This window comes from Staphylococcus americanisciuri (assembly GCF_024814435.1).
GTDB lineage: Bacteria > Bacillota > Bacilli > Staphylococcales > Staphylococcaceae > Staphylococcus > Staphylococcus americanisciuri.
The window spans coordinates 1-700 of record NZ_JANUXY010000025.1 but is presented as its reverse complement, the minus strand read 5'-3'; the positions used below and the strand labels follow the sequence as shown (position 1 = coordinate 700).

Genomic DNA, 700 nt, shown 5'->3' with positions numbered 1-700 from the left:
GGCAACTTACCATCAGAACTAGATAAATTAACAGGCATTGAAATACCAGAAGTGAATGATGCAGACGCTAATGGAGTAGCTGACGATGTAGATGCGCAACGCACTGAAGCAGAAAAAGCAGTAGAAGAAGCTAAGGTAGCAGACAAGGCAGCGAAAGATGCGTTGGATAAAGCAAAAGCCGATGGTTTAATCACACCAGAAGAGAAGACACAATTGGAAGTAGCGCAAAAAGAAGCAGCGTCTAAGAAAGCAGAAGCGACAGATAAGGTTAATGCGTTACCGGAAGATCAAAAAGGCGACTTACCATCAGAACTAGATAAGTTAACAGGTATTGAGATACCAGAAGTAAATGATGCAGATGCTAATGGAGTAGCCGATGATGTAGATACACAACGTGCTGAAGCAGAAAAAGCGGTAGAAGAAGCTAAGGTGGCAGACCAAGCGGCGAAGGATGCATTGGACAAAGCGAAAGCCGACGGCTTAATCACACCAGAAGAGAAGACACAGTTGGAGGCAGCGCAAAAAGAAGCTGCAGACAAAAAAGCTGAAGCGACGGACAAAGTCAATGCATTGCCAGAAGATCAAAAAGGTAACTTACCATCAGAGCTAGATAAGTTAACAGGTATTGAGATACCAGAAGTGAATGATGCAGACGCTAATGGAGTAGCTGACGATGTAGATGCGCAACGCACTGAAGCAG

Annotated in this window: 1 protein-coding gene; it reads left to right on the top strand. The window is 44.3% G+C overall.

Going from position 1 to position 700, the window contains the following annotated elements; genetic code table 11:
- Positions 1-700, top strand: a 700-nt coding sequence (locus NXS11_RS10870; RefSeq protein WP_373319410.1) for a GA-like domain-containing protein, incomplete at both ends; no start/stop codon positions are given.